This window comes from Lelliottia sp. JS-SCA-14, from assembly GCF_035593345.1.
GTDB lineage: Bacteria > Pseudomonadota > Gammaproteobacteria > Enterobacterales > Enterobacteriaceae > Enterobacter > Enterobacter wanjuensis.
On record NZ_CP141606.1, the window covers coordinates 2,207,496 to 2,228,306 of the forward strand.

At 58.1% G+C, this 20,811-nt stretch carries 18 protein-coding genes; 11 read left to right on the top strand and 7 right to left on the bottom strand.

The window, feature by feature from the left end:
• Window position 1 precedes the first annotated feature (1 nt).
• A complete protein-coding gene (gene manA / locus U9O48_RS10375) occupies window positions 2-1,177 on the bottom strand; it encodes a mannose-6-phosphate isomerase (protein ID WP_324724249.1) in 1,176 nt (391 codons plus the stop codon).
• Window positions 1,178-1,377: 200 nt separating this feature from the next.
• Between manA and fumA the strand changes: the two genes are divergently transcribed.
• On the top strand, window positions 1,378-3,024 hold the full coding sequence (gene fumA, locus U9O48_RS10380) for a class I fumarate hydratase FumA (protein ID WP_324724251.1): 1,647 nt from the start codon (window positions 1,378-1,380) through the stop codon (window positions 3,022-3,024).
• 217 nt (window positions 3,025-3,241) lie between these two features.
• On the top strand, window positions 3,242-4,636 hold the full coding sequence (gene fumC / locus U9O48_RS10385) for a class II fumarate hydratase (protein WP_324724253.1): 1,395 nt from the start codon (window positions 3,242-3,244) through the stop codon (window positions 4,634-4,636).
• Here the strand turns inward: fumC and tus are convergent, their stop codons facing one another.
• Complete coding sequence (tus, locus tag U9O48_RS10390; RefSeq protein WP_324724255.1) at window positions 4,637-5,566, bottom strand: DNA replication terminus site-binding protein; 930 nt, start codon at window positions 5,564-5,566, stop codon at window positions 4,637-4,639. It abuts the gene before it with no gap.
• Between the two features lie 238 nt (window positions 5,567-5,804).
• Here tus and nikA point away from each other — a divergent pair, with 238 nt between their 5' ends.
• From nikA to nikR, 6 genes are read left to right on the top strand one after another with little or no spacing between them, the layout of a single operon-like run.
• A complete protein-coding gene (gene nikA / locus U9O48_RS10395) occupies window positions 5,805-7,376 on the top strand; it encodes a nickel ABC transporter substrate-binding protein (RefSeq protein WP_324724257.1) in 1,572 nt (523 codons plus the stop codon).
• Window positions 7,376-8,320: a nickel ABC transporter permease subunit NikB gene (gene nikB / locus U9O48_RS10400; protein WP_324724259.1), complete on the top strand. Its 945-nt coding sequence runs from the start codon at window positions 7,376-7,378 to the stop codon at window positions 8,318-8,320. Before nikA ends, nikB begins: the two co-directional genes overlap by 1 nt.
• A complete protein-coding gene (nikC, locus tag U9O48_RS10405; RefSeq protein WP_324724260.1) occupies window positions 8,317-9,150 on the top strand; it encodes a nickel ABC transporter permease subunit NikC in 834 nt (277 codons plus the stop codon). The genes nikB and nikC overlap by 4 nt, the downstream gene beginning before the upstream one ends.
• The gene (nikD, locus tag U9O48_RS10410; protein ID WP_324724261.1) at window positions 9,150-9,914 is read left to right on the top strand and encodes a nickel import ATP-binding protein NikD; all 765 of its coding nucleotides are present in this window, start codon (window positions 9,150-9,152) and stop codon (window positions 9,912-9,914) included. The genes nikC and nikD overlap by 1 nt, the downstream gene beginning before the upstream one ends.
• Complete coding sequence (gene nikE / locus U9O48_RS10415) at window positions 9,911-10,687, top strand: nickel import ATP-binding protein NikE (RefSeq protein ID WP_324724263.1); 777 nt, start codon at window positions 9,911-9,913, stop codon at window positions 10,685-10,687. Before nikD ends, nikE begins: the two co-directional genes overlap by 4 nt.
• 12 nt (window positions 10,688-10,699) lie before the next feature.
• Window positions 10,700-11,101: a nickel-responsive transcriptional regulator NikR gene (nikR, locus tag U9O48_RS10420; RefSeq protein ID WP_324724264.1), complete on the top strand. Its 402-nt coding sequence runs from the start codon at window positions 10,700-10,702 to the stop codon at window positions 11,099-11,101.
• 6 nt (window positions 11,102-11,107) lie between these two features.
• Here nikR and rstB read toward each other — a convergent pair whose 3' ends face one another.
• Window positions 11,108-12,406, bottom strand: a complete 1,299-nt coding sequence (gene rstB, locus U9O48_RS10425; protein WP_285155319.1) for a two-component system sensor histidine kinase RstB — start codon at window positions 12,404-12,406, stop codon at window positions 11,108-11,110.
• 481 nt (window positions 12,407-12,887) lie between these two features.
• Complete coding sequence (gene rstA / locus U9O48_RS10430; protein WP_282493243.1) at window positions 12,888-13,604, bottom strand: two-component system response regulator RstA; 717 nt, start codon at window positions 13,602-13,604, stop codon at window positions 12,888-12,890.
• A gap of 127 nt (window positions 13,605-13,731) precedes the next feature.
• Between rstA and U9O48_RS10435 the strand changes: the two genes are divergently transcribed.
• On the top strand, window positions 13,732-14,067 hold the full coding sequence (locus U9O48_RS10435) for a GlpM family protein (RefSeq protein ID WP_095281854.1): 336 nt from the start codon (window positions 13,732-13,734) through the stop codon (window positions 14,065-14,067).
• Here U9O48_RS10435 and folM read toward each other — a convergent pair.
• The 3 genes from folM to ydgH form a co-directional block, all read right to left on the bottom strand.
• Window positions 14,064-14,786 (bottom strand): dihydromonapterin reductase, encoded by a 723-nt coding sequence (gene folM, locus U9O48_RS10440; protein ID WP_324724266.1) that lies wholly within the window; start codon window positions 14,784-14,786, stop codon window positions 14,064-14,066. The two genes, U9O48_RS10435 and folM, sit on opposite strands and share 4 nt — an antisense overlap.
• A 39-nt stretch (window positions 14,787-14,825) precedes the next feature.
• A complete protein-coding gene (locus U9O48_RS10445) occupies window positions 14,826-16,208 on the bottom strand; it encodes an amino acid permease (protein WP_324724267.1) in 1,383 nt (460 codons plus the stop codon).
• Window positions 16,209-16,392: 184 nt separating this feature from the next.
• Window positions 16,393-17,337: a DUF1471 family protein YdgH gene (gene ydgH, locus U9O48_RS10450; RefSeq protein WP_282493240.1), complete on the bottom strand. Its 945-nt coding sequence runs from the start codon at window positions 17,335-17,337 to the stop codon at window positions 16,393-16,395.
• A gap of 531 nt (window positions 17,338-17,868) precedes the next feature.
• On the opposite strand from ydgH, the gene pntA reads away from it, so the two are divergent.
• Window positions 17,869-19,398 (top strand): Re/Si-specific NAD(P)(+) transhydrogenase subunit alpha, encoded by a 1,530-nt coding sequence (gene pntA, locus U9O48_RS10455; RefSeq protein WP_282493239.1) that lies wholly within the window; start codon window positions 17,869-17,871, stop codon window positions 19,396-19,398.
• Between the two features lie 10 nt (window positions 19,399-19,408).
• Window positions 19,409-20,797: a Re/Si-specific NAD(P)(+) transhydrogenase subunit beta gene (gene pntB, locus U9O48_RS10460; RefSeq protein ID WP_100780347.1), complete on the top strand. Its 1,389-nt coding sequence runs from the start codon at window positions 19,409-19,411 to the stop codon at window positions 20,795-20,797.
• Window positions 20,798-20,811: the final 14 nt, after the last annotated feature.

Here is a 20,811-nt window from a genome sequence, read left to right on the forward strand (position 1 = left end):
CTTATAGCTTATTGAAGACTCGGGCCAAACGGCCCTTACCGCTGATGCTAATCGGGGACTCATTCGCCGCCACAAACGCCGACTCACCCGGCTTCAGCACCAGGCGCTGCTCGCCTTTGCTCAGCACCGCTTCGCCTTCGACGCAGAACAGGATCGCCGCGCTCTGCTGGGAAACCGCCGTCTCTGTCGCGCTCAGGTCGTGCAGGGCAAAGGCAAAATCGTCAACCGGGATCGGGAAGTCCAGCTCCGCACCGTTTTTCACCGGCTGGGTCAGCAGCTCTGCCGCCGGTTTTGCCACGAATTTGACGTTCGCCACCAGTTCAGGGATGTCGATGTACTTCGGCGTCAGACCGGCGCGCAGCACGTTGTCAGAGTTCGCCATCACTTCCAGCGCCACGCCCTGCAGGTAGGCATGCGGGGTTTCGGCAAACAGGAACATCGCGTCGCCCGGATTGAGTTTCACCACGTTCAGCAGCAGCGGGGAGAACAGGCCGCTGTCGTTCGGGTAGAATTCAGAGATCAAACGAATGGTCTGCCACGGCTCGCCCTGCTGGCTGTTGAGTGCCGCTTTGAGCACCGCCAGCGCGTGGGATTTTTCGTCGTCCTGCATGTTCAGCAGGCTGGCAAACAGCTGGCTCAGGCCCGCTGCGTCCGGGTTTTCGAGGAAATGGGCGATGGCGTGATGCGCGCCTGCGACCGGTTGCAGCAGAGAGACAATCTCGGAGAACTCGCGGAAGGCGTTCATCGCCAGGAACGGCGTTAAGGCGAAGACCAGTTCCGGTTTGTGGTTCGGATCTTTGTAGTTACGCTCGGCGGCATCCAGCGGAATACCCGCTTTATTCTCTTTCGCAAAACCGATCTCAGAGGCTTTCTTGTTCGGGTGAACCTGGATGGAGAGCGGCTGCGCGGCGCACAGCACTTTGAACAGGAACGGCAGTTCGCCAAAACGTTCGGCAACCGCATCGCCCAGCAGCGCGGCTTTGTCCGCGTCGATTACGTCACGCAGAGAGCGGACCTGGCCGCTGGCGTCTTCAATTTTTGAGCTGCTCTTCGGGTGCGCGCCCATCCACAGCTCCGCCATCGGCAGGTTGTCGGGATTCGCGATACCGTAGAGATCCGTTAACGCAGTTTGACTTCCCCAGGCATAGTTCTGCACTGAGTTGATGAGTTTTTGCATTATCAAGCCCTGTTTCAAATGTGGAATTATCTTCGCGTATTAAAGCAATAAACCGCCCGGAAGTAACCTGCACATGTAAAAAGTCGTACTAGTCTCAGTTTTTGTTAAAAAATTGTGTAGGATAAGCAAACTCGCTTTTAAGCAGGGCAGCGGAACATCTGCTCTTAAATAACCAGACCGAAGCAGTAAGTGAGAGAACAATGTCGAACAAACCCTTTCATTATCAAGATCCCTTCCCGCTGGCGAAGGATCAGACCGAATACTATCTGTTAACATCTGACCACGTCTCTGTCGCTGAATTCGAAGGGCAGGAGATCCTCAAAGTTGACCCTCAGGCGCTGACCTTACTCGCGCAGCACGCCTTCCACGATGCCTCCTTTATGCTGCGCCCGGCGCATCAGCAGCAGGTGGCCGATATCCTGAGCGATCCGCAGGCCAGTGAAAACGACAAATACGTCGCGCTGCAGTTCCTGCGTAACTCCGATATCGCCGCGAAAGGCATTCTGCCGACCTGTCAGGACACGGGCACCGCGATCATCACCGGCAAAAAAGGCCAGCGCGTCTGGACCGGCGGCGGTGACGAGGCTGCCCTGGCGCACGGTGTGTACAACACCTACATCGAAGATAACCTGCGCTATTCGCAAAACGCGGCGCTGGATATGTACAAAGAGGTCAACACCGGCACCAACCTCCCGGCGCAGATTGACCTCTACAGCGTCGACGGCGACGAGTACAAATTCCTGTGCATCGCCAAAGGCGGCGGCTCTGCCAACAAAACCTATCTGTACCAGGAAACCAAAGCGCTGCTCTCACCGGGCAAGCTGAAAAACTACCTGGTCGAGAAGATGCGCACCCTCGGCACGGCTGCCTGCCCGCCGTATCACATCGCGTTTGTTATCGGCGGGACTTCCGCGGAAAGCACTCTGAAAACCGTCAAACTGGCCTCGACCAAATACTATGACGGTCTGCCGACGGAAGGGAACGAACACGGTCAGGCGTTCCGCGACGTTCAGCTTGAGCAGGAGCTGCTGACAGAAGCGCAGAACTTAGGTTTAGGCGCGCAGTTTGGCGGGAAATATTTCGCCCACGATATCCGCGTGATCCGTCTCCCGCGTCACGGTGCCTCTTGCCCGGTCGGGATGGGCGTCTCCTGTTCAGCGGATCGCAACATCAAAGCGAAGATCAACCGCGACGGTATCTGGATCGAAAAACTGGAAAACAATCCGGGGAAATACATTCCGGAAGAGCTGCGCAAAGCCGGTGAGGGCGAGGCGGTGCATGTCGATCTCAACCGTCCGATGAGCGAGATCCTGGCGCAGCTGTCCCAGTATCCGGTGTCGACGCGTCTGTCGCTGAACGGCACCATTATCGTCGGGCGCGACATCGCGCATGCCAAATTGCAGGAGCGTCTGGATAACGGCGAAGGGCTGCCGCAGTACGTGAAAGATCACCCGATCTATTATGCGGGACCGGCGAAAACGCCAGAGGGTTATGCCTCGGGTTCACTCGGCCCGACCACGGCTGGGCGCATGGATTCCTACGTGGATCAGCTGCAGGCCAACGGCGGGAGCATGATCATGCTCGCCAAAGGCAACCGCAGCCAGCAGGTGACGGATGCGTGCCACAAGCACGGCGGGTTCTATCTCGGCAGTATCGGCGGCCCGGCTGCGGTTCTGGCGCAGGGCAGCATCAAGAGCCTGGAGTGCGTGGAGTATCCGGAGCTGGGGATGGAGGCTATCTGGAAAATTGAAGTGGAAGATTTCCCGGCGTTTATCCTTGTGGATGACAAAGGCAACGACTTCTTCAAACAGATCCAGTCGTCCCAGTGTTCGGCGTGCGTTAAGTAGTTTTTAAACAGTGCCCGGCCCACGGTTTTGTAACCGTAGGTCGGGTAAGCGAAGCGCCACCCGACACAAAAACCGCAGAATCCCGGACTGGCGATACGTAGCCGCCACCCGACACAAAAAGAGCGCACAAAGCGCCATACCGTTTTTTTGAAGCAAACAATACTTAATCCAGCATGTGAGCAATGTCGCCAACTTCATTGTTATCAAGGAGAAAGTAATGACCACCAATCGTCGCGAGAAAGATTCAATGGGTGCCATCGACGTCCCGGCTGACAAGCTGTGGGGCGCGCAGACCCAGCGCTCGCTGGAGCATTTCCGTATCTCAACGGAGAAAATGCCCGTCTCGCTGATCCACGCTCTGGCGCTGACCAAACGCGCTGCCGCGAAAGTTAACCAGGATTTAGGCCTGCTGAGCGCCGAGAAAGCGACGGCCATTATCAGCGCCGCCGATGAAGTGCTGGCCGACAAACACCCCGACGAATTCCCGCTTGCCATCTGGCAGACCGGCTCCGGCACCCAAAGCAACATGAACATGAACGAAGTGCTGGCCAACCGCGCGAGCGAGCTGCTGGGCGGCGTCCGCGGTATGGAGCGCAAGGTCCACCCGAACGATGACGTCAACAAAAGCCAAAGCTCGAACGACGTCTTCCCGACCGCCATGCACGTGGCGGCGATCATTGGCCTGCGCGAGCACCTCATTCCGCAGCTGAAGGTGCTGACCCAAACCCTGAGCGAAAAATCACAGGCGTTCAGCGACATCGTCAAAATTGGCCGCACCCACTTACAGGACGCCACGCCGCTCACCCTCGGCCAGGAGATCTCCGGCTGGGTAGCGATGCTCGAGCACAACCTCAGGCATATCGACCACAGCCTGCCGCATCTCTGTGAGCTGGCGCTGGGCGGCACGGCGGTGGGGACCGGGCTAAACACCCACCCGGAATATGCCGTGCGGGTGGCGAAAGAGCTGACGGCGATCACCGGACAACCCTTCGTCACTGCGCCGAATAAATTCGAAGCCCTCGGCACCTGCGATGCGCTGGTTCACGCCCACGGTGCGCTGAAAGGGCTGGCTGCCTCGCTGATGAAAATCGCCAACGACGTGCGCTGGCTGGCGTCCGGCCCGCGCTGCGGTATCGGCGAAATCAGCATTCCGGAAAACGAACCGGGCAGCTCCATCATGCCGGGCAAGGTCAACCCGACCCAGTGCGAAGCCATGACCATGCTCTGCTGTCAGGCGATCGGTAACGACGTGGCGGTGAACTTAGGTGGGGCGTCGGGCAACTTTGAGCTCAACGTCTATCGCCCGATGGTGATCCATAACTTCCTGCAATCCGTGCGCCTGCTGGCGGATGGCATGGAGAGCTTCAACGAGCACTGCGCGACGGGCATTGAGCCAAACCGGGAGCGCATCAGCCAGCTGCTGAACGAATCCCTGATGCTGGTGACGGCGCTCAACACCCACATTGGCTACGACAAAGCGGCGGAAATCGCCAAAAAAGCGCACAAAGAGGGGCTGACGCTGAAAGCCTCAGCCCTGGCGCTGGGCTATCTCACCGAGGCCGAGTTTGATGCCTGGGTACGCCCGGAAGAGATGGTCGGCAGCATGAAATAATCACTCCGCCACATACAGGTGCAGCCGCGGAATAATCAATCGCAGCGGCTGTGCCTGCGGTTTATAACGATGCTGAATATTTTCGGCATCGTAATTCAGCAGCTCGCCGATATCCGGCACCATCGCCCCTTGTTCCGTGTCATACAGGGCAATCAGCGGCGTCGGGCAGGCGTACTGCACCTGCTTCTGCTCACCGGAATACCAGACGCGCGCAATCGGCTGCACTTTCACCGGACGTTTGATTTTAAGACGCGCATCGTCAGGCAGGGCGGCGATACTCTCGTACTCCTGCTCGAGGCGCTCGATCCACTGTTCCCGCGACCAGGGGGCCATGGTGCGCGGGGATTTCAGGCTCTTCTCGAGCATCGACAGCACCTCGTTGCGGGTAAAATTCTTGATGATGTGCTTGTTCGCCCAGCCAAAGCGCAGGGTCGCCGGGTGGCGCAGGAGCGTCAGGGAGCGGTAGGCGTTGAGGGTAATCAGGCCCGGCAGCTGGCGATGCACCCACTCAAAGCGCGCGGCGGGAGCCAGGCCTGACTCTTCGGTGACAATCTTCTCAAACTGCGCCTTAAGGGCGTTAATGTGGGCAATCTGGTTTTCAATCTGCTCGCGCAGGGGGCCGTCGCACTGCAGGCATATCACGCCCGGCAGCCGCACGGCGGCTTTGCTGCTGCGGTTTTCCGACTGCTGCTGGATAAAAAGATGGCGGTAGTGGGCGAGCGTCAGTTCCAGCGCTTCCTTGCCGATATGCTGCTTCACCTCAATCACATCCAGCGGATCGTGCTCCGCGCCTTTGACCACATCCGGCAGAGTGAAGACGCGCGCGGCCAGCAGTCGGCAGCTTTTGAGCCGTTCGCACAGGCTCATCAGCTCGTGCTCTATCTGGTGAAAAGTCGAATTCAGCCTTTCGAGAAGATCGTAAGTCGCCATAAAACACTCTCAGTAGTTACAACATACTTACTATATAGCACAGTGCGCCCGGTCAGGCTAGGGTGCGGATTCGGTCCGGCAGGCTAAAAGGGGCTTATCGATTGGGGGTTAACTATACGAATTTTGTATACTTTGCGTCTCTCATGCCCCCTCGGTTGATCCAGAACAGGTTAAAAGTATGATGAAAACCTAAAATCGTCACACGTTTTAGCTACCCCGAAAGGGTAAGAGGCAACTTTTGTCCAGACCTGGCCGTATCCTCTGCGCGCTGCTGGCGTGCGCGTCGTTCTTCGCACAAGCCACCGCACCGGATGAACTGACAACCGCGTGGCCCGTCAACGTTGGACCGCTTAATCCCCATCTTTATACGCCCAATCAAATGTTTGCCCAGAGCATGGTGTACGAGTCGCTTGTGAAGTATCAGGCCGATGGCTCGGTCAAACCCTGGCTGGCGAAAAGCTGGACCCACACGGCGGATGGCAAAACCTGGGTGTTTGCTCTGCGTGACGGTGTCACTTTTTCCAACGGTGAACCTTTTAATGCGTTCGCCGCTGCCGAGAACTTTCGCGCCGTGCTGGATAACCGCCAGCGCCACGCGTGGCTGGAGCTGGCCCGACAGATCGTCGACGTCAAAGCCCTCAGCGATAACGAATTGCAAATCACCCTGAAAAGCGCCTATTACCCGTTCCTACAGGAACTCGCACTGCCGCGTCCTTTCCGCTTCATCGCCCCGTCGCAGTTTAAAAACAACGAAACGATGAACGGCATCAAAGCGCCAGTCGGCACCGGTCCATGGGTGCTGAAAGAGTCCAAACTCAACCAGTATGACGTGCTGGTGCGTAACGACCGTTACTGGGGTGAAAAGCCCGTCATCCGGCAGATCACGGTTAAAGTGATCCCGGACCCGACCACCCGCGCCGTGGCTTTTGAAACGGGCGATATTGACCTGCTGTATGGCAATGAGGGGCTGCTCCCGCTCGATACCTTTGCCCGGTTCAGCCAGAGCGCGAACTATCGCACCCAGCTTTCCCAGCCCGTCGAAACGGTGATGCTCGCGCTCAATTCCGCTAAAGCGCCGACGGACGATCTGGCGGTGCGCGAAGCGCTGAACTACGCGGTCAACAAAAAATCCCTGATCGACAACGCCCTCTACGGCACACAAAAAGTCGCGGACACGCTCTTTGCCCCGACGGTACCCTACGCGAACATTGGCCTGAAGCCGCGTCAGTACGATCCGCAGCAGGCCAAATCCCTGCTGGAGCAGGCGGGATGGAAGGTGCAGAGCGGAAAAGCCATCCGCGAGAAAAACGGCCAGCCGCTGCGGATTGAACTCTCCTATATCGGCACCGATGCCCTGAGCAAATCGATGGCGGAAATTATTCAGGCCGATATGCGTCAGGTGGGCGTCGATGTGGCGCTGGTCGGGGAAGAGGAGAGCAGCATTTACGCCCGTCAGCGCGACGGTCGCTTTGGCATGATCTTCAACCGCACCTGGGGCGCGCCTTACGACCCGCATGCCTTTATGAGCTCGATGCGCGTGCCATCCCACGCCGACTATCAGGCGCAGCTGGGCCTCGCGGATAAACCGGTTATCGACAAAGAGATTGGCGAAGTGCTCTCGACGAGCGATGAAGCGCAGCGTCAGGCGCTGTACCGCGATATCTTAACCCGCCTGCACAACGACGCGGTCTACCTGCCGATAAGCTACGTCTCGATGATGGTGGTGGCGAAGCCCGAGCTGGGCGTGATCCCGTTCGCGCCTGTTGCGTCCGATATTCCGTTCGAACAGATCCAACCGGTGAAACAGTAATGCTGCGCTATATCGTGCGGCGTGTGCTGCTCCTGATCCCGATGATTCTCGCCGCCTCGGTGATTATTTTTCTGATGCTGCGCCTCGGCACCGGCGACCCGGCGCTGGATTATCTGCGTCTGTCGAATCTGCCGCCCACGCCGGAAATGGTCGCCTCCACGCGCGTGATGCTCGGGCTGGATCAGCCGTTAATCGTGCAGTACGGCACCTGGCTGTGGCGGGCGCTGCATCTGGATTTCGGCATCTCCTTTGCCACCCAGCGCCCGGTGCTGGACGATGTTCTGCATTTTCTGCCCGCCACGCTGCTGCTGGCCGGTGCGGCGCTGGTGCTTATCCTGCTTACCTCGGTGCCGCTGGGGATCTGGGCGGCGCGCCATCGCGACAGGCTGCCGGATTTCATCGTGCGGGTGATCTCGTTCCTCGGCGTCTCGATGCCCAATTTCTGGCTCGCCTTCCTGCTGGTGATGTGTTTTTCGGTATGGCTCAAATGGCTACCGGCGATGGGCTACGGCGACTGGCAGCACCTGATTTTGCCTGCGGTGTCGATCGCCTTTATGTCGCTGGCGATTAACGCTCGGCTGCTGCGGGCCAGCATGCTCGACGTCGCCGGACAGCGGCACGTCACCTGGGCACGTCTGCGCGGGCTCAGCCATAAACAGACCGAGCGCCGCCACATTCTGCGCAACGCCTCGCTGCCGATGATCACCGCCGTGGGGATGCACATTGGCGAGCTGATCGGCGGGACGATGATCATCGAAAACATCTTTGCCTGGCCGGGCGTGGGGCGCTACGCCGTCTCGGCGATTTTTAATCGCGACTATCCGGTCATCCAGTGCTTTACGCTGATCATGGTGGTGGTGTTTGTCCTCTGCAATCTGGCGGTGGACGTGCTGAACGCGGCACTCGACCCGCGCATTCGGCGTCATGAAGGAGCGCACGCATGAATTTCTATCGTTCCGCGCGTCTCTCCGTTCGCCTGGCGCTGGCGATCATCGCGCTGCTGGCGCTGATTGCGCTCACCAGCCAGTGGTGGCTGCCGTACGATCCGCAGGCGATTGATCTGCCTTCGCGGCTGCTGTCGCCCGACAGCCAGCACTGGCTGGGCACCGACCACCTCGGGCGCGACATTTTTTCTCGTTTACTGGCGGCGACGCGCGTGTCGCTGGGTTCGGTAATGGCCTGCCTGCTGTTAGTCCTGATTTTGGGCATGGTGATCGGCGGTGCTGCGGGGCTGCTCGGCGGACGTGTCGATCAGCTCACCATGCGCGTCGCGGATATGTTCATGACCTTTCCGACCTCGATTCTGTCGTTCTTCCTCGTGGGCGTGCTGGGAACGGGGCTGACCAACGTCATCATCGCCATCGCGCTCTCGCACTGGGCCTGGTACGCGCGGATGGTGCGCAGCCTGGTGATCGCCCTGCGTCAGCGGGAGTTCGTCCTCGCGTCGCGTCTTTCCGGGGCCGGGAATCTGCGCATTTTTATCGACCACCTCACGGGGGCCGCGCTGCCGTCGCTGCTGGTGCTGGCGACGCTCGATATCGGCCACATGATGCTGCACGTCGCCGGGATGTCTTTCCTCGGCTTAGGCGTGACCGCGCCGACCGCCGAATGGGGCGTGATGATCAACGACGCGCGCCAGTATATCTGGACCCAGCCGCTGCAGATGTTCTGGCCAGGGCTGGCGCTGTTTATCAGCGTGATGGCCTTTAACCTGGTGGGTGACGCCCTGCGCGATCACCTCGATCCTCATCTGGCCACGGAGCATGCCCACTGATGCCACAGCGTATTGATTTGCAGAATATTGTTCTCGAGGCGGATCGCACGTTAGTCAACGGCGTCTCGCTGACGCTGAAACGCGGGCGCGTACTGGCGCTGGTCGGCGGCAGCGGGAGCGGGAAATCCCTGACCTGCGCGGCCGCGCTCGGCGTGTTGCCTGCCGGTGTGCGTCAGACGGCGGGGCAGATTCTGGCCGACGGTCAGGAGATCACCCCGGCGTCCCTGCGGGGAATCAAGGTCGCGACCATTATGCAGAACCCGCGCAGCGCCTTTAATCCGCTGCATACCATGGCGACGCACGCCCGCGAGACCTGTCAGGCGCTGGGTAAAGCCTCGGATGACGCATCGCTTATCGCGGCGTTAACTGCCGTTGGTCTGGAGGAGGCGGCACGCGTGCTGAAGCTCTATCCCTTCGAGATGAGCGGCGGCATGTTGCAGCGAATGATGATCGCCATGGCGGTGCTGTGCGACGCGCCCTTTATTATTGCCGATGAGCCGACCACCGATCTGGATGCCGTCGCCCAGTCGCGGATTCTGGATCTGCTGGACGATATCATGCACACCCGCGCGCCCGGTATGCTGCTGGTCACGCACGACATGGGCGTGGTCGCTCGCCTGGCGGATGACGTGGCGGTGATGGATCGCGGGGTGATTGTCGAGCAGGGCGACGTGGAGAGGCTGTTTCGTGCGCCGGTACATCCGGTGACGCGCGGCCTGGTATCGGCACATCTGGCCCTGTATGGCATGGAGTTAGCTCAATGACGCTCCTTTCCGTTTCCGCGGTATCGCATCAATATTCCCGCGCAGCGTGGGTGCTGGACGACGTCGCCCTGAGCCTGAAAATCGGTGAGACCGTGGCATTGCTCGGTCGCAGCGGCTGCGGGAAAAGCACCCTCGCGCGCCTGCTGGTGGGGCTGGAGTCGCCCAGTCAGGGCGAGGTTTTCTGGCAGGGCGAGTCGCTGTCAACACTCAATCGAGCCCGGCAAAAAGCTTTTCGCCGTGAGATCCAGATGGTATTTCAGGACGCCATCAGCGCCGTGAATCCGCGCAAAACCGTCAGCGAAATCCTGCGCGAGCCGATGCGTCATCTTTTGTCCTTATCGAGGACTGAACAGCTGGCCCGCGCCCGCGAGCTGCTGCAGGCGGTTGAGCTGGACGATTCGCTTCTCAACCAGCGCCCGCCGCAGCTCAGCGGCGGACAGCTTCAGCGCGTGTGCCTGGCGCGGGCGCTGGCCGTTGAACCGAGGCTATTAATTCTCGACGAGGCGGTGTCGAACCTCGATCTGGTATTGCAGGCCAACGTTATTCGCCTGCTCAAAAAACTCCAGCAGCAGTTTGGCACCGCCTGCCTGTTTATCACACATGACTTGCGGCTGGTCGAGCGGTTTTGCGACCGGGTGATGGTGATGGAGGAGGGGAAAATCGTTGAGACGCAAACCGTCGGTGAGACCTTAACCTTTTCATCCATTGCCGGACAGAGGTTACAAAACGCGGTACTTCCCGCTTTCCCCGTGCGCCGTCGCGCCAGACTTTGAGGGTTACATCCGATGCAACGTGTCACTATCACGCTCGATGATGATTTGCTGGAGACGCTGGACAGCCTGAGCCAGCGCCGGGGTTACAACAATCGCTCAGAGGCGCTGCGCGATATTCTGCGCGGCGCGCTGGCGCAGGAAACCGCTCAGGAGCACGGCAGGAACGGCTTTGCGGTGTTGTCTTATGTGTACGAGCACGAGAAGCGCGATCTGGCGCGGCGTCTGGTCTCGACGCAGCACCATCATCACGACCTGTCAGTCGCCACGCTGCACGTCCACGTCAGCCACGAGGATTGTCTGGAGATCGCGGTGTTAAAAGGCGATATGGGCGATATTCAGCATTTTGCCGATGATGTGATTGCCCAGCGCGGCGTGCGGCATGGGCATTTACAGGCGCTGCCTGACGAGGCGTGATGCGCGTCAGACGGTCACGGGAAGGGTGATGTTGTGGTACACCGGCCAGCTAAAGCAGAACTTCGCGCCGCCGAGATCGCTTTCCTCACAGCTGACGTGACCGCCCATCGCCTGAGCAATCGAGTGGACAATCGCCAGCCCCAGACCGCAGCCGCCCGTCGCGCGGTCGCGGCTGGGGTCCAGACGCACGAACGGCTCAAACACCCGCTCGCGTTCGTCGGCGGCAATGCCGGGGCCATCGTCTTCGACGGCTAAACTTGCCTCGCTGCCGTTCAGGTGCAAGCTAATACGCAGCTGGCTTTCGCTGTAGCGCAGGGCGTTATTGACCAGGTTATCCAGCACGCGCTCCATCAGGCGCATATCCAGCGCACCGTAATCGCCAGGGCTGTTGTCCAGCAGCAGCGTGCGCTGCGGATTCACGCTCTGCACATCCTCAATATGACTGTGGATCCACGCCGACAGATCGGGCGTGCTGAGTTTGAGTTCATTCTGCGGACGATCGAGACGGGCGTAGGTCAGGAGTTCCTCGATCAGCGCTTCCAACTGGCCGATATCGCGATTGAGCGCCAGGGATTCGGCCTCCGTCAGGTTTTCGCTCATCTCCAGGCGATAGCGCAGGCGCACCAGCGGGGTGCGCAGTTCGTGGGCGATGCCGTCGATCAGCGCTTTTTTACTGGCGATCAGGGCGTTGATGTTATCGGCCATCTGGTTAAAGGCGACGCCCAGGCGCTCAAAACTGGAGGCGCTGTCAAAGTGGATGCGCTCGGTAAAATGCCCTTCGCCAAAACGCTGCGCGGCGGATTCCAGACGCAACATGTCCTGCCAGTGGGGCCGCATCCAGATAAACACCGGGAAGGCCAGCGAGATGGCGATAAACGCCAGCAGTGCCATATCGAGCAGCCGCATCTGATGCATAAAATAGAGATAAGGAACCGGGCCGACCGCCAGCACGTAATGGCTGCGCGGAATGCGCTGGATAAAGGTGTACTGATCGTCAAGCGCCACGATGTCGCCATCGCGCAGGCGCTGGGTGGTCGGGGCATCGAGATCGTAATTTTTGAGTGGCTCGATGCGCATATTAAACGACAGATTCAGATCCAGCTCTTTCAGCGTCTTCGCCCAGTCGTGCGGCGGGATTTCCCGCAGTTCGCTGCGCATCAGATAGAGCGAGCTTTTCATCAGGTCATCCAGCGACTGCCTGCCCGCGCGCTCGGCGGTGAATTTGTAGACCAGCCCGACCAACATGGTCATGACCAGAAAACAGACAAACAGTAAAAGATAAAACTGCACAAACAGCTTTTTCATGAATGGTCACCCGTAGTACTACGACTTAGCTCGGTTTTGTTGGGGCGCTCCGTCTCACGTGCCCTCAGGGGTGCTATAAAAGCAGGGTTTGCGCTGGCTGACAACACCTATGATGTGCTGGATATGGAGGACGACGGTTAAGAGCGCTTTAGAGATTTTGCAGCGATGAAGTTGGTCACGCAAAGAAAGGGAATAGCGATGAACATGGGTATGCCTGAGCCATCAAACCATGACTCACTCAACTGATTTGCAAGCGTAATGCAACCGTATACGTTAATGAAAATAAACCAGGGTAGCACGAAGGTTTTCATGGTTATCATCCTTAATGTGATTTGTTCGAATAATATCGCTGAAGAGTAACTCTCATTTCAATGCGCTGATTCAAAGTATGAGCATCCTCTCCGGAAGAGAAGCTGGTGGAGCTGCAGCCTCTCTTATCTTCTGGCGATATTTCAGCGCTAGAGCTCCGCGTGTCTGGCTATCAGGTTTCCCAGGCGTGCGGTGCGAACAGATAGCCTTTGTTTCGCACGGTTTTGATGCGATACGGCTCGGTGGCGTTATCCAGCAGCTTTTTACGCAGGCGCGAAATGGCAACGTCAACGCTGCGATCCATCCCGTCGTAGCTCACGCCGCGCAGGTTTTTCAGCAGGGCGTCGCGATCCATAATCTGTCCGGCGTGGGTCGCCAGCTCCCACAGCAGATCAAAATCGGCGGTCGACAGGGCGATATCCACGCCGGAAAGCAGTACCTGACGGTTAACGGGGTCGATCGACAGGGTGCCAAAGCGCATGGCTTTGTGCGGGGTCAGTGCCGCAGACGACGTCTGGCTTTCGGTGACGACGCGCTGGCGCAGGTGTAGCCGCAGGCGCGCCAGCAGCACCGCAGGCGGCGTGGTTTTGAGAATATAGTCGTTCGCGCCCATTTCCAGCGACAGAATGTGGTTCATGTCGCTGTCGAGGGAGGTGAGCAGCACTATCGGGCCGTCCCATTGCGCGCGCAAATCGCGGCACACGGTCATCCCGTCTTTGCCGGGGAGCATGATATCGAGCAGCACCAGATCGGGCTTTTCGCGGAGCACCACCTCTTCCGCACGGTCGCCTCGCGGCTCAACGATAACGTCCATATCGTGTTTTCCCAGATAGGCGGCGATCAGCTGGCCGACTTCCGGTTCGTCCTCAACAAAAACGATCTTATTCATACAACGTCTGTTTTCGTGAAAAAAGCCAACATACACCGCGCAACCTTAACCTTCCATTAATCTTTCAAAATTAACCCCAGTTCCGTTATGCTGGCCGTTATTGTTATTTGATTGTTAAGGGAAAAGGATGGCGCTTTTGATCAAAGCCGCGCTGGGTGCGCTGGTGGTCGTGTTGATTGGCATTCTGGCGAAGACCAAAAATTACTATATCGCCGGGCTGATTCCACTGTTCCCGACCTTTGCGCTGATCGCTCACTATATTGTGGCGTCTGAGCGGGGAATTGAGGCGCTGCGGACCACCATCGTGTTTGGCATGTGGTCGATCATTCCCTATTTTATCTATCTGCTTTCTCTGTGGTATTTCACCGCCATGATGCGGTTACCGCTGGCGCTGGGCGGGGCAGTGGTCTGCTGGAGCCTCAGCGCCTGGGTGTTGATCTTCTTCTGGAGCCGTTTCCACTAATTCAGCGGACGACCGCCGTCCACGCCGAATGAGCGGCCTGTCACGTAGCAACTGGTCAGCAGGTAGTCGATAAGATCGATCACCTCTTTCTCACCCGGCGCGATTTTCATCAGCGATTTATTGAGCGCTTTCTGGCGATATTCCGCGTCATCGTGGTCGTTAAACAGAATCAGCGACGGGGCGATGGCGTTGACTTTGACCTCTGGCGCGAGCTTGCGGGCAAACGAGCGGGTCATGTTATCCAGCGCCGCTTTGCTTGCCGCATAGGCGATGTGCTTGTCGCTTCCGCGCTCCACCACGTAATCGGTGAAATGAATGATATCGCTCGCGGCATGGCCGTGCCCGCACAGCAGATCCTGCAGGGCGTGGTTGAGCAAATAGGGGGCGTGAACGTGGATCTGCATCATCGCTGCGAGGGTGTCGCTCAGCGGCGTGCCCGGTTTTTCTGCCTGCCAGGCGCTGGCGTTATGCACGATAGCGCGCAGGCCGTCAGTGGTGGATTTCACGGTGTCAGCAAATGCCAGAATCCCGGCGTCCGTGGAGAAATCCGCCTGAATGCAGACCGCGCCTGCGTTTCTCAATCCTGCAATGGATCCGTATTCCGTCCGGTAACTGACGATCACCGGCTGGCGCTGATTGAGGAAGTGGTGGGCAAGGGCGAGGCCGATGCGTCGGCCTGCGCCAGTAATCAGAATCGGGCGTTGCGGTGCTTTTCCCATCGTGTTCTCCATATTCCTTCGACAATGGGAAAAACGCGCTTATCCCATTAACATCCAGGTCGCCGGTACGGCAGCAACCAGTAACATACCAATCAACGCCATTTCACGGCGCTTCAGCGCGTGTCCGAGCTGATGCGTGCGGCGGGCGTAGATAAACACCAGCAGACCCGGCGCATACAGCACCACCGACAGCAGCAGGTGCATTGGCCCTGAAGCATACAATAACCATAGCCCGTAGAGACAGGCACCGACACCGACCACGTAATGCGCCGGGCGGGCAGCTATTTTTAACAGATAGGCACCGACTAAGAAATAGGGTACCAGAATCATCTCGGAGGCAATGGTCAGCAGGGTGTTATAGTCCGAACCTGTGAGCCAGATCAGCACCAGACAGACCTGCACGCTGATGTTGGTCAGCCATAGGGACGCAGACGGCGCGCTGTTTTTGTTCTGACGGGCAAACATGCGCGGGAAGGCTTTGTGCGTCGCGGCCAGGAAGGGCACTTCTGCGGCCATAATGGTCCAGCTCAGGTACGCGCCGCAGACCGAGACAATCAGCCCCGCGGCAATCACCACGTCGCCCCAGGAACCCATCATTTTGACCATCAGGCCCGCCATCGACGGGTTGCGCATTTGCGCCAGTTCGGGACGCGCGACGACGCCGATGGAGAGCAACGTCACCATCAGGTAGACGCTCAGGGCAGCCAGGACTGCCAGCAGCGTGGCGCGGCCTACGTCGCGCTTGTTGCGGGCTCGCGCCGACACCACCACCGCGCCTTCCACACCGATAAACACCCACAGGGTGATGAGCATGGTGTTTTTCACCTGCGCCCAGACCGGCACGCCGAGGGCGACACCGCTGAAATCAAGGCTAAAGACGTCGAGACGAAACGCGATGAACGCGAGCACGATGAACAGGCCCAGCGGAACCAGTTTTGCCAGCGTCGCCACCAGGTTAATGCTCGCCGCGGTCTGCACGCCGCGCAGCACCAGCCAGTGAACCAGCCACAGCAGGACCGATGCGCCAACGATGGATTGCCAGGTGTTACCGTCGCCGAAGAAACGCAGCTCAGGCGTATCGGTAAAGAAGCTGAGGGCCGAGAAGACAATGACCAGATAGGAGACGTTGGCGATCACCGCGCAGAGCCAGTAACCCCAGGCCGAGCAGAAGCCAATCAGCTCGCCAAACCCTTCGCGGGCGTAAGTGAATATTCCGCCGTCAAGGTCCGGGCGGATGCGCGTGAGCAAAAGCATGGCAAAGGCCAGCAGCAGGATCCCGACGCCGGTGATCCCCCAGCCGATGAGCAGCGCCGCGGGGCTCGCGACTTCCGCCATATTCTGCGGCAAACTGAATACGCCCGCGCCGAGCATGGAGCTTAAAACGAGCGCAGTTAAAGCGCTTAGGCCAAGTTTCTTTTCCATTGGCTTCCTGTTATGAAAGGTCCAAATCCAGAATAATTATTTCGCACAAGCGCATAAAAATGGTGGATCACACTAAGGCGCGGGATTTTACGGAGTGTATTGCGGGCATGCAATGATGTGAGGCAGAAATAAGAAAAAAGTTACAAAAAAGGCGGCATTGCGCCGCCTTTTCAACATTGTTTTGTTACTTGTACAGGTCAGCGCTGACGGTCAGGTTGTTACCACGTTCCTGCCACTGGCGGGTGATGTGGTAATACTTAGCCCCTTTCTTCGCGGCACGCTTCGCCACCTGATAGGAGACTTCGGTCATGTTGCCGTAGTTTCCGGTGAACTTGATGCTGTCGAAAGGCACCATCTGCGCGGCAGTGGTTTTGTTCAGCTCTTCAATCTTTGTGCCGTCCGGCAGGGTGACAGTGTAACGACCGCCTTTGGTGGTCTGCGTTTCAAAGAAACGACCCACGTCAGAGCTTGGTGTGGCAGTGGTCGCAACGCCCGGGATTTCCACTTTCTTCGCTTCTTCGCCGCCTTTAGCGATGGCAGCGCGGCCTGCTTCTGAATCAGCCGGGATGGCGTCAGGGCTCTGCAGAACACGTTTTTTGGCATCCGCTTTGTAGATGAACGCGGTGATACGCTGGTTGCCGCCCTGGTTGGCGTCAATCTGGCGCACGATGTAGAAAGAGGCTGCGCCTTTCTCTTTCGCCGCTTTGGTGATGGCATCGTTCACTTCTGGCTGGCTGCGGTAGAAGCCCTGAACGGTCACGGTGTCAAAGGGTTCCAGCGCAACGGCCTGATCCTTCGGCAGCTCAACGACACCATTGATCACGCGGTTTTTCGGTGCGTCAGCTTTCGGGGCATCTTGTTTGTACAGATCGGCCACGACGCGCAGGTTGCCGCCGCTACCGTAATCGGAAGTATCCACAACGTAAAAAGAGGCAGCGCCTTCTTTGTCTGCGCGAGCGGAGGCTGCGCGTACGGCATCGCTAATAGCGTTAAAACGACCGGTAATCGTCACGCGATCGTAAGGTTTCAACGCTGCCGCTTGCTCTGGCGTCAACTCTGTCGCGGCATTTGCGGACAGGGCGGTCGCAGTAAGAAGTGCGGACGCCAGGAGAGTGTTCTTAAGCTTCATAAAAATAATCCTTCGCCTTGCGCAAACCATATACTGGTGTTGTTGTTAATTTGAAATCGTCGCCGATTATGGCATTTAAAACCCGTCGCTGTCTGCGGCATTTTTCACTCCCTGTGCTCCCGACAGGATCAAATTCGATAACATTTACTGATATGTCGAGTAAACAGGGGTTTGAGCAGTAAAACTGATTAAGCATATGACTTTTACAAGTTAATTTAATGTTAATAAGTTGTTTTAATACGGCGCTATATCATGTTTTTACCGCTTCGCTTGAGCTATTTATCGGGCCTGGCGAGGAAATTAAGGTAAATATCGCTGTCAGAGACGGCGATCACTTATTTTTCACAGATAAAGTCAGAAATAGTGTTTTCTTGCTGTAGATCACAGGCGGTATTTTCAGTAGGTTATAGAAAGTTTGTTACTGTTTTATTTTCCGTGATTATTCATCAGCCAGGACTCACTGGCGACGCTTATGCAAATCGCGGTCATTTATCGACAAACCATCATCAAGAACCGATGGAAGGGAAAACTATGCGTATTGGGGTACCAAAAGAACGGTTAGCCAATGAAACCCGCGTTGCTGCCACGCCGAAAACGGTCGAGCAGCTGCTTAAACTGGGTTTTACCGTCGCGGTTGAAAGCGGCGCGGGCAAACTGGCGAGTTTCGATGACGAGGCATTTATTCAGGCTGGCGCTGAGGTCGTGAGTGAGGCTGAGATCTGGCAGTCGCCGGTGATTCTGAAAGTGAATGCGCCAACCGAGAGCGAAATTGCCTTACTGAATCCGGGCACGACGCTGGTGAGCTTCGTCTGGCCTGCGCAGAATCCGGAGCTGATGGAGAAACTCGCCGCGCGCGGTGTCACCGTCATGGCGATGGACTCCGTGCCGCGTATCTCCCGCGCCCAGTCGCTGGATGCGCTGAGTTCAATGGCGAACATCGCCGGTTATCGTGCGATCGTCGAAGCCGCCCATGAGTTTGGTCGCTTCTTTACCGGTCAAATCACCGCGGCGGGCAAAGTTCCTCCGGCGAAAGTGATGGTGATCGGTGCCGGTGTGGCCGGTCTTGCGGCCATCGGCGCGGCCAACAGCCTCGGCGCCATCGTTCGTGCCTTTGATACCCGCCCGGAAGTGAAAGAACAGGTCCAGAGTATGGGCGCTGAGTTCCTCGAGCTGGACTTCAAAGAAGAAGCGGGCAGCGGTGATGGCTACGCCAAAGTGATGTCCGAAGCCTTCATCAAAGCGGAAATGGAACTCTTTGCGGCCCAGGCGAAAGATGTCGATATCATCGTCACCACCGCGCTGATCCCGGGTAAACCGGCTCCGAAGCTGATCACCCGCGAAATGGTTGATTCCATGAAAGCCGGGAGCGTGATTGTCGATCTGGCCTCGCAGAACGGCGGCAACTGTGAATACACGGTGCCGAACGAAGTGATGACCACGGCGAACGGCGTGAAGATCATCGGTTACACCGACCTGCCTGGCCGTCTACCAACCCAGTCTTCTCAGCTGTACGGCACCAACCTCGTTAACCTGCTGAAACTGCTCTGCAAAGAGAAAGACGGCAACGTGGTTGTTGATTTTGATGATGTGGTGGTGCGCGGCGTGACGGTGATCCGTGACGGCGAAATCACCTGGCCGGCCCCGCCGATTCAGGTTTCCGCTCAGCCTCAGGCCGCACCAAAAGCGGCTCCTGCACCGAAAGAACCGGCTCAACCGGTCTCTCCGTGGCGTAAATATGCCCTGATGGCGCTGGTGATTATTCTCTTCGGCTGGCTGGCTGACGTGGCACCGAAAGAGTTCCTCGGCCACTTCACCGTCTTCGCGCTGTCGTGTGTTGTCGGTTACTACGTGGTGTGGAACGTGTCTCACGCGCTGCACACGCCTTTAATGTCGGTCACGAACGCCATTTCAGGGATTATCGTGGTGGGGGCGTTACTGCAGATTGGTCACGGCGGCTGGATTAGCTTCCTGAGCTTTATCGCGGTGCTGATCGCCAGTATCAATATTTTCGGTGGTTTCACCGTGACTCAGCGCATGCTGAAAATGTTTCGTAAAGGCTAAGGGGTAGCATATGTCTGGAGGATTAGTCACAGCGGCATACATTGTTGCTGCAATCCTGTTTATCTGCAGTCTGGCGGGGCTTTCGAAACACGAAACGTCGCAGCGCGGGAACCACTTCGGTATCGCCGGTATGGCGATCGCGCTGATTGCGACCATCTTCGGGCCGGATACCGGCAACGTGGCGTGGATTCTGGTGGCGATGATCATCGGTGGCGCGATCGGTATTCGGCTGGCGAAGCGCGTGGAAATGACCGAGATGCCAGAGCTGGTGGCGATTCTGCACAGCTTTGTCGGTCTGGCGGCGGTGCTGGTGGGCTTTAACAGCTACCTGTATCACGAACCGGGCATGGAACCGATTCTGGTCAACATCCATCTGACCGAAGTGTTCCTCGGGATCTTCATCGGTGCGGTGACCTTCACCGGTTCTATCGTGGCGTTCGGCAAACTGCGCGGCAAGATTTCGTCTAAACCGCTGATGCTGCCAAACCGTCACAAAATGAACCTCGCGGCGCTGGTGGTTTCCTTCCTGCTGCTGGTGGTGTTTGTGCGTACCGAAAGTACCGGTATGCAGGTTCTGGCACTGCTGGTGATGACCGTGATTGCGCTGGCGTTTGGCTGGCATCTGGTGGCGTCGATCGGCGGGGCGGACATGCCGGTCGTGGTGTCGATGCTGAACTCCTATTCCGGTTGGGCGGCAGCGGCGGCGGGCTTTATGCTCAGCAACGACCTGCTGATTGTCACCGGTGCGCTGGTGGGCTCGTCGGGTGCGATCCTGTCGTACATCATGTGTAAGGCGATGAACCGTTCGTTCTTCAGCGTGATTGCCGGTGGTTTTGGTACCGACGGTGCGTCGTCCAGCGGTGACGAAGAAGTCGGCGAGCACCGTGAAATCACGGCGGAAGACACGGCTGATATGCTGAAAAACTCCCACTCCGTGATCATCACCCCAGGCTACGGCATGGCGGTGGCGCAGGCGCAGTATCCGGTGGCGGAAATCACCGAGAAGCTGCGTGCCCGCGGGATCAAAGTGCGTTTCGGCATCCACCCGGTGGCGGGGCGCTTGCCTGGTCACATGAACGTGCTGCTGGCGGAGGCGAAAGTGCCTTACGACGTGGTGCTGGAGATGGACGAGATCAACGATGATTTCGCCGACACCGACACGGTGCTGGTTATCGGCGCGAACGACACGGTGAACCCGGCGGCGCAGGACGATCCTGGCAGCCCGATTGCCGGTATGCCGGTTCTGGAAGTGTGGAAGGCGCAGAACGTTATCGTCTTCAAACGCTCGATGAACACTGGCTACGCAGGCGTGCAGAACCCGCTGTTCTTCAAAGAGAACACCCACATGCTGTTTGGTGATGCCAAGGCCAGCGTGGATGCGATTCTGAAAGCGCTGTAAGTGTGTTTTGCCCG

Excerpts from the sequence above, each read along its gene's own strand:
- manA (WP_324724249.1), bottom strand. The coding sequence starts at position 1,177 with ATGCAAAAACTCATCAACTCAGTGCAGAACTATGCCTGGGGAAGTCAA.
- fumA (WP_324724251.1), top strand. The coding sequence starts at position 1,378 with ATGTCGAACAAACCCTTTCATTATCAAGATCCCTTCCCGCTGGCGAAG.
- fumC (WP_324724253.1), top strand. The coding sequence starts at position 3,242 with ATGACCACCAATCGTCGCGAGAAAGATTCAATGGGTGCCATCGACGTC.
- tus (WP_324724255.1), bottom strand. The coding sequence starts at position 5,566 with ATGGCGACTTACGATCTTCTCGAAAGGCTGAATTCGACTTTTCACCAG.
- nikB (WP_324724259.1), top strand. The coding sequence starts at position 7,376 with ATGCTGCGCTATATCGTGCGGCGTGTGCTGCTCCTGATCCCGATGATT.
- nikC (WP_324724260.1), top strand. The coding sequence starts at position 8,317 with ATGAATTTCTATCGTTCCGCGCGTCTCTCCGTTCGCCTGGCGCTGGCG.
- nikD (WP_324724261.1), top strand. The coding sequence starts at position 9,150 with ATGCCACAGCGTATTGATTTGCAGAATATTGTTCTCGAGGCGGATCGC.
- nikE (WP_324724263.1), top strand. The coding sequence starts at position 9,911 with ATGACGCTCCTTTCCGTTTCCGCGGTATCGCATCAATATTCCCGCGCA.
- nikR (WP_324724264.1), top strand. The coding sequence starts at position 10,700 with ATGCAACGTGTCACTATCACGCTCGATGATGATTTGCTGGAGACGCTG.
- rstB (WP_285155319.1), bottom strand. The coding sequence starts at position 12,406 with ATGAAAAAGCTGTTTGTGCAGTTTTATCTTTTACTGTTTGTCTGTTTT.
- rstA (WP_282493243.1), bottom strand. The coding sequence starts at position 13,604 with ATGAATAAGATCGTTTTTGTTGAGGACGAACCGGAAGTCGGCCAGCTG.
- U9O48_RS10435 (WP_095281854.1), top strand. The coding sequence starts at position 13,732 with ATGGCGCTTTTGATCAAAGCCGCGCTGGGTGCGCTGGTGGTCGTGTTG.
- folM (WP_324724266.1), bottom strand. The coding sequence starts at position 14,786 with ATGGGAAAAGCACCGCAACGCCCGATTCTGATTACTGGCGCAGGCCGA.
- U9O48_RS10445 (WP_324724267.1), bottom strand. The coding sequence starts at position 16,208 with ATGGAAAAGAAACTTGGCCTAAGCGCTTTAACTGCGCTCGTTTTAAGC.
- ydgH (WP_282493240.1), bottom strand. The coding sequence starts at position 17,337 with ATGAAGCTTAAGAACACTCTCCTGGCGTCCGCACTTCTTACTGCGACC.
- pntA (WP_282493239.1), top strand. The coding sequence starts at position 17,869 with ATGCGTATTGGGGTACCAAAAGAACGGTTAGCCAATGAAACCCGCGTT.
- pntB (WP_100780347.1), top strand. The coding sequence starts at position 19,409 with ATGTCTGGAGGATTAGTCACAGCGGCATACATTGTTGCTGCAATCCTG.